Source organism: Chryseosolibacter indicum (assembly GCF_018598585.1).
GTDB classification, from domain to species: Bacteria; Bacteroidota; Bacteroidia; order Cytophagales; family Cyclobacteriaceae; genus Chryseosolibacter; species Chryseosolibacter indicus.
The window spans coordinates 46,674-59,094 of record NZ_JAHESD010000032.1; the positions used below are offsets into that span (position 1 = coordinate 46,674).

General features: G+C 39.7%; 9 protein-coding genes. 4 read left to right on the forward strand and 5 right to left on the reverse strand.

Annotation, left to right across the window (positions count from 1 at the left end; genetic code table 11):
• Positions 1-65 precede the first annotated feature (65 nt).
• On the reverse strand, positions 66-2,024 hold the full coding sequence (locus tag KK060_RS14460) for a S9 family peptidase (protein ID WP_254154467.1): 1,959 nt from the start codon (positions 2,022-2,024) through the stop codon (positions 66-68).
• Positions 2,025-2,368: 344 nt separating this feature from the next.
• Between KK060_RS14460 and KK060_RS14465 the strand changes: the two genes are divergently transcribed.
• Both KK060_RS14465 and KK060_RS14470 read left to right on the forward strand, forming a co-directional pair.
• Positions 2,369-4,642: an ATP-binding protein gene (locus KK060_RS14465; RefSeq protein ID WP_254154468.1), complete on the forward strand. Its 2,274-nt coding sequence runs from the start codon at positions 2,369-2,371 to the stop codon at positions 4,640-4,642.
• Between the two features lie 152 nt (positions 4,643-4,794).
• Positions 4,795-5,208: a response regulator gene (locus KK060_RS14470; protein ID WP_254154469.1), complete on the forward strand. Its 414-nt coding sequence runs from the start codon at positions 4,795-4,797 to the stop codon at positions 5,206-5,208.
• Between the two features lie 30 nt (positions 5,209-5,238).
• On the opposite strand, the gene KK060_RS14475 is transcribed toward KK060_RS14470, so the two are convergent.
• Complete coding sequence (locus KK060_RS14475; RefSeq protein WP_254154470.1) at positions 5,239-9,201, reverse strand: PAS domain-containing sensor histidine kinase; 3,963 nt, start codon at positions 9,199-9,201, stop codon at positions 5,239-5,241.
• A 344-nt stretch (positions 9,202-9,545) separates the two neighbouring features.
• Between KK060_RS14475 and KK060_RS14480 the strand changes: the two genes are divergently transcribed.
• Entirely contained in the window at positions 9,546-9,962 is a 417-nt protein-coding gene (locus KK060_RS14480) for a response regulator (protein ID WP_254154471.1), read from the forward strand.
• Position 9,963: 1 nt separating this feature from the next.
• On the opposite strand, the gene KK060_RS14485 is transcribed toward KK060_RS14480, so the two are convergent.
• Positions 9,964-10,434, reverse strand: coding sequence for a response regulator (locus KK060_RS14485; RefSeq protein ID WP_254154472.1), 471 nt, complete (start codon positions 10,432-10,434; stop codon positions 9,964-9,966).
• A 78-nt stretch (positions 10,435-10,512) separates the two neighbouring features.
• Between KK060_RS14485 and KK060_RS14490 the strand changes: the two genes are divergently transcribed.
• Positions 10,513-10,755 (forward strand): hypothetical protein, encoded by a 243-nt coding sequence (locus KK060_RS14490; RefSeq protein WP_254154473.1) that lies wholly within the window; start codon positions 10,513-10,515, stop codon positions 10,753-10,755.
• Between the two features lie 81 nt (positions 10,756-10,836).
• On the opposite strand, the gene KK060_RS14495 is transcribed toward KK060_RS14490, so the two are convergent.
• Both KK060_RS14495 and KK060_RS14500 read right to left on the reverse strand, forming a co-directional pair.
• Positions 10,837-11,886, reverse strand: a complete 1,050-nt coding sequence (locus KK060_RS14495; RefSeq protein WP_254154474.1) for a protein-glutamate methylesterase/protein-glutamine glutaminase — start codon at positions 11,884-11,886, stop codon at positions 10,837-10,839.
• Positions 11,887-11,928: 42 nt separating this feature from the next.
• On the reverse strand, positions 11,929-12,421 hold a 493-nt coding region (locus tag KK060_RS14500), incomplete at its 5' end, for a CheR family methyltransferase (protein ID WP_254154475.1).

Genomic DNA, 12,421 nt, shown 5'->3' on the forward strand with positions numbered 1-12,421 from the left:
AAAAAGTCCCTCTCCGTAACGAAGAGGGACTTTCATTTTAATTGATAGTATTACAGAAGTATAAATTATTTTATAGCTACAGGTTTCTCCCCTGCCTTATCTTCTGGTAAACCTTTCAAATGCATGTCGAGAAACTTGAGAATTGTCTGAGAAGTCTTAATGTTATTTTCCTTCTTCAGGAAGCCGTGGCCCTCATCTGGAAACACCACATATTCTACAGGTACTCCATTTGCTTTTGCCGCAGCCACAATTTCATCAGACTCCACCTGCAGCACGCGCGGATCGTTACTTCCCTGTAATACGATAAAAGGTTTGGTAATCTTTTTTGCATGGAACAGCGGAGACTTATTATAAAGTGCAACAGAATCCTTTACAGGGTCGCCAAGCTCTGTATACAATGCCTCGCGGAAAGAAGCCCACCATGGTGGAATGCTCTTTAAAGTGCGCAGCCAATTGGTAACACCAAATATATTAACACCTACATTAAACTCATCGGGCGCAAAAGCCAATGCGGCCATTACCATGTATCCACCATAGCTTCCCCCCATAATTCCGATCTTTTCGGCATCAACATAACCCAGGTTTGAAAGAAACTTTTTCGATTCAATACAGTCCTTCAGGTCTGCATCGCCATGCTTGCGATCGTCTGCAGCAAAGAATGTTTTACCATAACCTGAGCTGCCACGGTTGTTAACAGCCAGTATTACATAGTCATGATTTACCAGGTGCTGAATGACAGGTGAATAGTTTAACCTTGTTTGTCCGCCAGGGCCACCGTGTATATATAACATAGCAGGAACTTTTTCTCCATCTTTCAGCCCCTTTGGCTTATAGAGCAAAGCAGGAATCTCCATTCCATCGAACGACTTGTATCTGATAACCTCACCAGCTACCAGGTCATTCTCATCTATTTCTGATGACATGGTATTGGTCAGTTGCCTTACGTCTTTAGTATCGAAGTTGTAAACAAAAAGATTAGCAGGTGATTTGGAACTTGAAACATAAAATGACATCAGCTTTTCGCTGTCAGATATGTTAACACCTGTGATGTCTCCTTCTGGTAACCCTTCTACCTTAACTTGTTTACCTCCATCGGATTCATCGTAAATTTTAATTTCAGTACGTGCATCATTATTTATTGCAACAACCCTGTATTTTCCATTGCGGGAGAGGTAAGCATACATAATATCCCACGGCGCTTCTTCAACTTTCTTCTTCTCACCTGTTGTTACATCATAGCTTGAGAGATACATGAACTCACTTCCCTCGTCAGTAAGGTAGAATAATTTTTTTCCATCAAGACTAAAGTACTGCGGGGCGTACTGTGCATTACCCTGGTGCTTTGACAAGTGCTTTGTCTGCTTGCTCTGGGTATCGAGCAGGTACATATCCGAATTATTTGTTGTGATGGACTTGGTAAGTGCTATATAACGTCCGTCATTTGAGATTGCTGCCGGATCAAGTCCTTCAGTATTCTGATACATGGTAGTGGCAGGATAAAGGTTTCCTTCTTTGGGAGCCCCCTCGACCTGAACCTTCAACAAATCGAAATAACGTTTATCCCGGCTGTTGGAAGTGTAATACATATTTTTCTTGTCGTAACTCCAACCATAGAATTGCGCTTTAGCTGTAGAATCCTGGACAAGGTCAACGGTAGAGCCGTTGTTATTTCTCACATAGATATGCGTGATCTCGTTTCCTCCCTTATCACTGGTATAAACTATTCTATCATCTCCGGGAAAATACGATTGCCCGAAGATCGCATTATCCTTCGAGGTGGTAAGTTGTTTTTTTTCTCCCGACTTAAGGTCGATTTCAAAAGCATTAAAAATGCCTGTCTCTTTCGAGCTTATCAGTATCTTCGATTCATCCGGAGAGAATGCGCCTCCGTTTATCTGAACAATATCCATAAACTGGCCTATGGTATAACGCTTTTTAGGCTCTTCTTCAGGTTGATGAATACTACAATTGGCTGCCAGAAACGCAATCAGTAAGATGAGAAAATATTTAATGTATCTATCCATATAGTTTTGGTAATGCTAGTAAGTTATAAAAAATAAGCTAACAGCAACAGTGTTTTAGTATGACGGATAGCTGAAGATGGGAATGGTGTAGGATGCAAATTGGTATCGACAGAAGATTGCCATTAAAACCAAGGAAAAAAGTCGCTTAATTGCCGGTTAATACTTTCAATTACTGCATTTTCCAAGCATTGGTTTTGCAACAAAAAATAAACAAACTGTTTAAAATGCTGTTATATATATCACATGCAGGCAGCAAAGAATTTTTGGTACAATCCATAATAAATGTTGGAAATAAATTAATAAAATGCACGTCCCCGTTGAACGGGCATCATCCGCAGTAGCACATGACTCTAAAAGATATTGTAAACAAAGACGTAACCCATATAACAACTTGTGAAAGCGAGCCTATCCACATCCCAGGAAGCATTCAGCCTCATGGTGTATTGCTGGTTGCCGATACTAATGATTATATAATAAGGTATTGTAGCGCTAACACTGCTGATATTTTTCGGCTTACACCAGAGAAGATGTTAAATAAATCACTGGAAAGTGTGTTAGGCCACGAATGGCAAACTTTATTAACCTGTTTTAACAACAACCCCTTGCAATCTTATCCGTGTTCATTTTTGATACATGAGAAGAAATATGACATTATTTACCGTTATATAGATAACCTTGTCTTGCTGGAAATTGAGCCTAGTGTTGATGCCGATGAAGAGAGACATCAGTTGTTTGAACGTTCTTTTAACTTCATGACCGCAGCAGAACGGGCTACAAATCTGAGAGATCTCTGCCAACGGGTAGCATACCATATACAGCAGCTGACAGGATATGACAGGGTTATGATCTATCGCTTTGACAGAGAATATAATGGTGAAGTCTATGCCGAAAGTAAGCGCGATGACCTTGAACCGTTTCTCGGACTTCACTATCCGCATACAGATATTCCAGCACAGGCAAGAGTCCTTTACGTTCGCAACCTCGTTCGTATGATACCGGATGTGAATTACAACCCTGTACCTATTGTTACTTTTAATAACAGCTCAGCTTCTGATGTTGATTTAAGCGATGTTGGTTTGCGAAGTGTTTCGCCTATCCATATCCAGTATCTTAAAAATATGGGTGTTCATGCAACTTTAACAATATCTCTATTACAGGATGAAAGACTATGGGGATTAATTGCCTGCCATCACTACTCACCCAAAAAGCTCCCTTATGAAAAACGTGTCTCCGCCTTATTACAAAGTAAATTTCTTGCTTCACAAATAAAAGTAAGACAGGTTGCTGAAGAATATAATGTTAACATTGTTGTTGAAGCACACCTTCAGCAATTGCTTAATAAGATCAATATAGATGAAGAATTTGCATTGAAATTTGAGCAGTTCAATTCCCTTCTTGCTGTTGCTAATGCTTCAGGAGCTGTGATTCTATATAATGGTAAACTGTTTGAGCAAGGCATAGTTCCACCTTCTGAGAAAACACTTGCATTAATTGAATGGATAGATAAGAACATAAGTAGCGTACAATTCGCTACTTCTGCTCTTCATACACGTTATCCGGATGCCAAAAGTATTAGTCGTTACGCCAGTGGCATTCTCTTTCACGCGTTAGGAAAAGTAAAGGAAAGCTGTATTATCTGGTTTAGGGAAGAAGTAGAACGAACGGTTAACTGGGCCGGTAACCCCAATGAGGCTGTTCTGCGAAAAGCAACAAATGAACTGGCACCGCGTTCGTCGTTTGCTTTATGGAAGGAGAAGGTTCGGTATCAGAGTCATGAATGGAGGCCTTCTGAAGTAAATGCAGCATCGCGTTTTGCTACAACACTTCAAAACTACTTTCATCTCATTCACGTACGCCAGGAGGAACAAAGACACCGGTTATTAAATGAAAGACTTCAGAAAGCAAATCAGGAGCTTTCTAATATCAACTGGATTACGTCTCATGACTTAAAAGAGCCTTTGAGAAAGATCAGGTTGTTTACTGACAAGATAATGAATGAAGAAATTGATTCATTATCTAATCAATTAAGAAACTCGATTGAACGGATTCAAAAATCTGCGGAGCGGATGCAGAACCTTGTAGATGACATCCTTACTTATTCTCTCATGGAAAACAAGGAGGGTTACTTTCAGATCGTAGACTTGCAGGCGACGCTGAATGAGGTGCTGGAGAATTTACACGAAGAGTTCAGTGATAAAAAAGCAAGATTACAACTTATTTCATTGCCCGGTAACGTTCGAGCCATCCCTCACCAGATGAATCAATTGTTTACAAATCTGATTGCAAACTCACTGAAGTTTACCAAGCCAAATGTATTGCCGGTAGTCTCCGTTAGCTTTACCACCCTTAGAGGTAGTGATGAAAAAGACGTCGCGCTTATTCATAACGTTGACTATTTTAAAATATCACTACAAGACAATGGAATTGGTTTTGACCCTGCTTACAGCCAGCGCCTGTTTGACATCTTCTACCGCTTACATCATAAGGATGAGTATGCAGGAACAGGTATAGGCCTGGCAATCTGTAAAAAGATAATGGAAAACCATGAAGGTGCTATTGTTGCTCATGGGATGCCAGGTGAAGGAGCAAAATTTGATATCTACCTTCCTGTTGGTTAGTGTGAGGCAACCATGCGCTTGAACAATAGAATAGATCGCTTGATGCGCTTACTGAAACAATCGGATGCAATAAAATATAACTTATTTCATTTTATCAAGGAACTTCAAGGTACCACAAACAGTTCGTACTAGCAGTGAACTACGTAAACAATATGCGAAAGGAAGGCCCACTAGTGCTGGTTGAAGATGACGCGGACGATCAGGAGTTAATTCTTTTAACCCTGAAAGAATTGGGAATCCAGAACGACATTAAAGTTTTTAAAAATGGTGAAGAGGCTCTGGACTTTCTTTACCAAACAGCAACCGATCCCTTTCTTATTCTGTCTGACATTAACATGCCGAAAATGGATGGAATAACCTTTAAAAGGAAAATTGACCAATGTGAGATTTTAAAAAAGAAATGCATTCCATTTGTCTTTATCTCCACCTCTCCTTCTCCGTTTATAGCACAGGTTTGTGATCTTAGCATCCAGGGATTCTTTGAAAAGGGAAATTCATTACGTCAATTGAATGAGACTTTAAAAATTATTCTCACATACTGGAATATGACAAAGCATTTGAACTGATGTATTTTCCTATCAGTAGCTCTGTCATAGTTAGTACTGCTCTAAATTGTCGGGTAGAATGATGTGAAAGGTTGTACCCTTTCCTACCACTGACTCAACGAATATGTTGCCATTGTGGTTTGTAACAATACGTTTACAAAGCGCGAGGCCTATACCCGAACCAGGATAGACATCTCTTGAATGAAGTCGTTTGAAGATTTCAAAGACATGTTCTGCATATTTCTCTTCAAACCCAATCCCGTTATCAGCAAAAGTGATATGATAATAGCTGGAATAACTTGCTGCCCTTCCCAAATGTTTCCTGGCTTCTTCATAAGTAATGGACGCACAAGCTACCGTAATAACAGGCGACACCTCTTTGTCAGAGAATTTTAACGCATTGCTTAACAGGTTCTGGAATAGTTGATTCATTTGCAATTCTATTCCATATATAACAGGAAGTTCTTTTACATTAACTACAGCGTGTTTCTCTTCAATAACCAATTCAAAATCATTGATAACGTTTAGCAATACAGTATTCAGATCAACTGTATTCATGAGCTTATCAGACTTGAGCAGTCTGGAGAACTCGAGCAAACTCTGAATCAGCAAAGACATACGTTCGGCTGACTGATTAATCTTATCAATCCACTTTCTGCTTCTATCAGGAAGTTCCTGCTTTACAAGCAAATCGGAAAATGTTCTGATTTTCCTGAGAGGTTCTTGCAAGTCATGACTGGCTACATAAGCATACTGCTCTAATTCCTGATTTGAATGGATCAGGTTCTCATTCGCTTCCGCTAACTCTTCGTTTGTAGTAGCCAGTTCCTCGTTGGTAGACTGCAGTTCTTCATTACTTGCTGCCAGTTCTTCCGTGCGAAGTTGTACCAAACGTTCGAGTTCGTGCTGTAGCCTTCTTTGCTTTGTTATATCCTGGGCAGTACCGCGAAGGACAAGAGGTTTACCCGATTCATCGTAAAACACCTGCCCTTGAACAGTAATTATTCTTACCTGACCGTTTAGTTTATTAACTATCGGATGCTCTATCTGGTATATTCCTTTCGATCCTGGTTTAACTGCCTCGTTTATGGCGTCACTTACCTGTTGCCTGTAATCATCAGGTACAGGTGACAATCCTTCCTCTATGGTTACGGTAGTATTATTATAACCCATCCATTGTTGGAAGCGTTCTGACAACATCATGGTGCTTTTTTGAATATCAATACTCCAGGTTGCAAGTTCTGCAAGCTCGAGCGCACCTCTTAGTATTGCTTCTGCCTCAACAATTCTTTCTCTTGCAAGAACCTGGTCTGTAACTTCAGTAGCTGTAATGATTATACCATATATTTTCTTTGAAGTATTATACAACGCCTTATATATGTAGTTGTAATAACCCGTATAAGGTACACCATATTTTATTAACTCCAATTTCTCTTCCGGGTGTACATATGTTTCTCCGGTCTTATATACATTGCTTAAATGTTCAGCTAATGGTGTAGTCGCCAATTCAGGGAGAACATCAAAGAAATTTTTCCCTATTACAGATGCCTCGCGGCCTAACATCTGCAACATGTTTTTATTGACAGTTGTAATTACCATTTCCTCACCTACCAATACAAGTTTGGCAACAGGGGAGTTTTCAATAATACTGCGTGAAAACAGTTCGCTCTCTTCAAGTTTCTGTCTTGAAATAACCTGTTCTGTTACATTCACAGCCATATTTAAGATGGCGTAAACATGGCCCTGCTTATCCCTTAAGGGCTTGTAAGTAAAGTTAAAATAAAAGGTATCTAGCTTTCCGTTTACAACCAGATCAACCTTTTCGCCAGTGGCATGATATGCTTCGCCCGTGGTATAGACGTTATCAAGTATTTGAAGAAATGGTTGGCCCTCAAGTTCAGGCAATGCGTCTTCAAGACGCATTCCTATGACACTACTATCTTTACCCCAAACCTTAATCATTTCATCATTTGCCGTTTCTATGATTAAGTCTCTACCAACATATAAGGCTGTTGCAAAGGGTGCCTCTTCTATAAGACTTCTGAAACGCGCCTCACTTATCTCTAACGCCTTTCGTGCATTAACCTGCTGAGTTACCTCTGTTGCCATTACCATAACACCTGTTACCTTTTCGCCGTCGCGCATTGGGGTATAGGTGAAATCAAAGTAAGCTTCTTCCAGCTTACCTTTTCGCATCAGTTTGGCCAGGGTTCCATTGCCAAAGATTGGCTTCCCGTTATCATATACCTGTTCCAGCAACTCAATAAAACCTTGCTCTTTTATTTCTGGCAACGCATCGACAAGTTTCTTCCCTGTAATTGAAGGCTCTTTACCCCAGATTTCAAATATTTTGTCGTTACCCACTTCAATAATCATGTCTCTTCCGGTGAGCAAGCTGATAGCCATGGGGGCCTGCTCGATCATATTCCGGAATTGTGCTTCGCCTGCCTTTATTTTGTTAGTAACCGTTATAAGCTCGTTGATGTCCATGCAATAACCTGCATGCCCGGCATAACTTCCATCTGAATTGTAGTAAGGATCGCCTGCAGCCCGACACCAGATAACCTCGCCATTAACTTTTCTCATTCTGAACATGACGTCATAATGCTCTCTTCGCGTCACAGCATCAGAAAAAACCTTGTAGCTATTCTCACGGTCCTCTTCAATAATTACATCCAGCCAGCCTTTATTAAGAAGAGAATCGTATGGTACGCCAGACCACTCTATCAATGTTTCATTAACGTAAGACAAGCTACCACTTTCATCTGATAGCCATAAGCCTGTTGGGGCACTGTTTGCAACATTCTTGAACATAGCCTGACTTTCTGCCAAAGCCCGTTCATTTTGCATTTCAGCGCTTATATCGTTAACTATAGCAAGAAGCCGAAGTTCGGTATACGCTTCAGATTTAATAGGAGTAACATTAATCTGAACCCAACGAATTGCTCCGTCTTTCTGAACGTACCGCTTAATTAAATTCAAGCTTTGGCGTTTCCCTGATACCAATTCCTGGAAAACTTCATTACTCCTGCTTCTATCATCAGGATGAGTAATATCGTTGAAATTGAGACCGCTTAATTCTTGCTCTGAATACCCGAGAAGTTGTGCATAGGCAGCGTTAACTTTTAAAAAGCTTCCTTCCTGGTCGCAGAAAGCCATCCCTATAAAGGCACTGTTGAAAGCAATAGCCAATAAATCTTCAACATCCTCTAGAGCTTTCCTACGCTGGTGTTCAATTGTAATATCAAATAAAGTTCCTGTGAGTAAATAGGGTTTCCCTGAAGCATCGTTCAGATATGCCCCCAGGGCGCGGAACCAATGAACTGAGCCATCGTCCCAAATTGCACGTGCCTCGTAATGAAGCCTTCCTGTTTTTTCAGCTTCTTCATACGCCTTCGCTCGTATAGGAATATCGTCGGGATGAATACGATTAACAAGATCGGTACGTTTAAGATCACTTCGTGGCGTGCCTGTAAATATTCTTGCACTGGCAGGGGATAATTCTATAATATCGGTGCCGAGGTAAGTTAGAAAATATCCGGAATTGGTGTTTTCCAATGCTACCTGTGCAATCTTTTCGGAAAGGGCACTTCTTTCCTTTTCGATAACAGTTGAGGTAATATCCTGGGCAATTCCAGAAAGTCGGTAAGGTACCCCTTCGTTATTAAAATATGCTTTACCCTTGCAATGGAGCCATCTTAGCCTTTTATCCTTCGCTCCGGTTGTTCTAAACTGAACATCATATAAACCTCCTGAGCTTACCTCAAGGGCTTTCACTACTGCTATGCGTACTTTTTCCCGGTCATCGGCATGGATGTATTCAATAACCTGTTCATAACTGATTTGCTTTTCTGGCGGGAAGCCGTACAATTCCCTGCAACGTTCATCCCACTCTACCAGGTTTTCAATGGGATAAAAATTCCATGTTCCTATTTCAGCTGCGTTGAGGGCATAGTTAAGCCTTTCAATCCTTTCCTCGGGACTGGTACTATACGAAGGTGAAATACCGTGCATATTTAGATCTTAAACCGCTTGTTTACAGATATGGGCTGCAAGATAGTTTACATTGTTGTTTTTCCTAGTCTTCGGTGAAGCATATAAGATCATAACAGGAAGGTTTGCTTTGATTTCGAACCTTACGGCAAAAAATTGCATTCCACATCCCTAACTTAACCTCCAATGCGAACTGTTGGTATGAGTTTTTATGAAGGTAACTTTTATGTTATGATATTCTCTGATCAAGGATAGTAAAAGAAAACGTGAGCTTATTTCAATTTGATAGAATTACAATTTGTTCAGGAGGGCGGATTGGAATAAATTAATTAAAATAAGAGAATTTAAAACAATTATCGCATTACATGAATATTGTTGTAGTAGATGACGATGAAGATGACAAAATGGTCTTTACATCGGCCCTTGACTCACTTGATATTCCCGTTGAGTACGAAACTGCAAAAGACGGAGCAGATGCCCTTGAGCTGATTAACAATAATCTCCTATTCTTTCCAGATTACATTTTTCTGGATTTGAACATGCCAGGAATGACCGGATTTCAATTCCTTGAAGAGATTAAAAAGGTATCGGTATTAAGAACCATTCCCGTTATAATCTACACTACCTCCAATTATGAGAAAGATATAAACCGTTCATTTGAGTTGGGAGCATATGGGTTTATACGTAAGCCCCACCGATTTGAAGATCTTCAGAATATCCTGAAGAGAATTCTTTCAAATAATAATCTTTCTCTTTCGAAAGAGAGGCTGGTATTTACGTGATCTAATTTTGAATCGAATTGGGATGCTTACAATCACTCCAGTATTGGAGTATATTTTTAAATCTTCTTTCTGTATCCTGAAAAGTATTTCCTTTAATAAAAAAACCTTGCACTGTTAAATCTTCATATGCTTCCTTTACTTGATCAGGAGTGGCCGCAGTAGAAAAGAAAATAAACGGAATACTTTTCCTTTTAAGAAATGCATCTTCGCTAATTAATTTACGTAGGGCCATGCCATTTATATGTGGCATATTAATGTCACATAGTATTAAAAAAGGTGTTTCACCTGAAGTTTTCAAATAACTAACCAGATCAAACCCATTGTCAAAAAACTTTAAATATTGGCATACGCCCAAGTTCTCACAAATTGATTTAATAATCTCGTGATCGTCATGGTCATCATCTACTAATATTATCGGCCCTACTATATTCATCCTATTTCTTTTTCTTTTAATATTTAAAAATAATGCCACCGGCAAATCTTCTTATGGATGCTTCCGCAAAAAGCCTGGCATAATAATATTAATTGCTTTCACAAAACAGGGAAGATTATGGAGGTGTTTGACAAATTAAGCTTTAAAACAAAAGGCACTATTCTGAAAAGGTATGCCGATTATGTTACAGTAATTTCATTTTTTAACTACAAAGTGAAATTATACTCGTGGGATGGTTTCTTTATCGAAGAATATTACAATATAGAAGAACGAAAAGTAACGAGAATCAGCGCGGTAACTGAAAGAGACCTGCAGAAATACATTAAAAAAGTTTCATTGAATGAATTGGGTTTCAACTAAAAAAACCGATGTAAACAGCCTTATCGAGTTGTTGAAGAATTCTACAGTTGAACAACAATATTCCTTTGAAGATTGGCAATACTAGTAAAAGGCTAACACCTTTTGAGGCATTTCATGGAGAGATAAAATGTAATCTGCGGCCCCTAGTTTTATTGCTTCTTTGGGCATTCCAAAAACCACACTTGTCTTTTCATCCTGTGCAATAGTTTTAGCGCCGTTCTCTTTCATTGTTAATAACCCCTGAGCGCCATCACGTCCCATTCCCGTCATAAGTATGCCTACTGCATTTTGTCCTGCATGGGTTGCTACCGAATTAAAAAGTACATCAACAGATGGTTTATGCCTATTTACAAGCCCTCCATCACTTATTTTGATAAAGTACTGTGCTCCACTTCTAACCATTTCCATGTGCTTTCCTCCCGGCGCAATGTAGGCATAGCCACGTAAAATTCGTTCTCCGTTAACCGCTTCAGTAACAGTAATGCCACATTGTTGATTGAGGTTATCGGCAAAAGACTTTGTAAATCCTGCAGGCATGTGTTGTGTAACAAGTACACCAGGACAAGTAACAGGTAGCCTGGTAAGAAAGTAACGCAACGCCTCTGTACCTCCGGTTGACGCACCTACTGCTATTATTTTATCAGTAGTTCTGTACATGCCTGTCGGCTTTTTAGCAATGGGCATTTGTGATTGTACCTTTGGTCTTATACCCATACGTTTAACGGGTACCATGTAGGCTGCCTTTATCGCATCCGTAATTCTCATCCTTGACTCCTCGAGGTACTCTTTCGTATTGCGAATTTCTGACTTTGCAACAATTTCTACTGCCCCATACTCAAGAGCCTGCAATGCGAGGGTGCTCCCCCGTTGTGTTAGACTGGATATTACCACAACTGGAACGGGACATTGAGCCATTAATGTTTTTAGAAAAGTAATGCCATCCATTCTCGGCATCTCAATGTCAAGGGTAATAACATCGGGAATATCTTTTCTAATGTGTTGAACAGCAAAAAGAGGATCTGCAGCTTTGCCCATAACCTCTAATGACGGATCTGTGCTTATAATTTCCGTTAACGTCTGCCGCACTAAAGCTGAATCATCTACTATTAAAACTTTAATCGCCTTCTTCATATAAGCGTTCCCTAATAACTTGTTTTCTAACCCTTCTAACTCTCAACCTATTCGCTGATATGTTGTTGGCCTTATTTGTTTAAAAGGTACGTCCATTCCCATGATAGATTCACTGTGACCTAAAAATAATAATCCGCCTGGCCGGAGGTGTGCTGCAAACTTTCTTATAACAGACTCTTGACGTTGTTTATCAAAGTAGATAAGCACATTCCTACAAAAGATTACATCGAATCCATGGGGATGCAATCCAAAAGAATCATTTATTAAATTAATCCGCTTATAGGTCACGTTCCTCCTGAACTGGGGTTTAATCCTCACCAATTCTTGTTGAATCTTGCTACGAAGGAAATAATTACGCTTCAGTTCATTATTAATTCCTGCTATCTTGTCTACTGTATATATTCCGTTGTACGCCGTCTGCATTACACGCAACGAAACATCGGATGCCAGCAGGTTATACTTTAAATTAGGATATCTCTTCCTGAATTCTTCCAAAACCATAATTAAAGTATAAGGCTCCTCACCTGTAGAACTA